This is a genomic window from Neisseria sp. P0021.S007, from assembly GCF_051956855.1.
In genome coordinates this window covers 1-519 of the sequence record NZ_JBQCXA010001190.1, presented here as the reverse complement: position 1 = coordinate 519, position 519 = coordinate 1, and the positions used below count along the sequence as shown (strand labels likewise).

1 pseudogene is annotated in these 519 nt (G+C 46.1%); it reads right to left on the bottom strand.

The features are described from left to right. Nucleotides 1-242: 242 nt before the first annotated feature. Nucleotides 243-519: pseudogene (locus ACTHUR_RS18215) on the bottom strand (NADH:ubiquinone reductase (Na(+)-transporting) subunit F); the annotation flags it as partial.

Here is a 519-nt window from a genome sequence, read left to right as displayed (position 1 = left end):
TTGATGGTTTGTTGTTTTTCAGGTTGGCAGGCAGAGAGCGTGAGTGCGGAAACGATGGCAACGGTGTAGCCGATTATCGGACGGTAAAACGAATTGGAAAGAAACGGCATAGGGGATTCGCGGATTATTTTTTGAAGCCTTTATTGTATCGTAAAAGAAAGGTTCAGGCCGTCTGAAAGTATGGTTTTCAGACGACCTGGCAATAAAAAAGGAAGAAACCGAAGTTTCTTCCTTTTTGTTTGTTAGCCGCCGAAATCGTCCAAGAGGATGTTTTCGTCTTCCACGCCCAAATCTTTGAGCATTTTGATCACGGACTGGTTCATGATCGGAGGGCCACACATATAGAATTCGCAGTCTTCCGGTGCTTCATGGTTTTTCAGGTGGTTTTCGTAAACTACGTTGTGAATGAAGCCTGTGTAACCATCCCAGTTGTCTTCAGGCAATGGGTCGGACAGGGCAACGTGCCATGTGAAGTTCGGGAATTCTGCTGCGAGTTGGTCGAAGTCTTCGACATAGAAC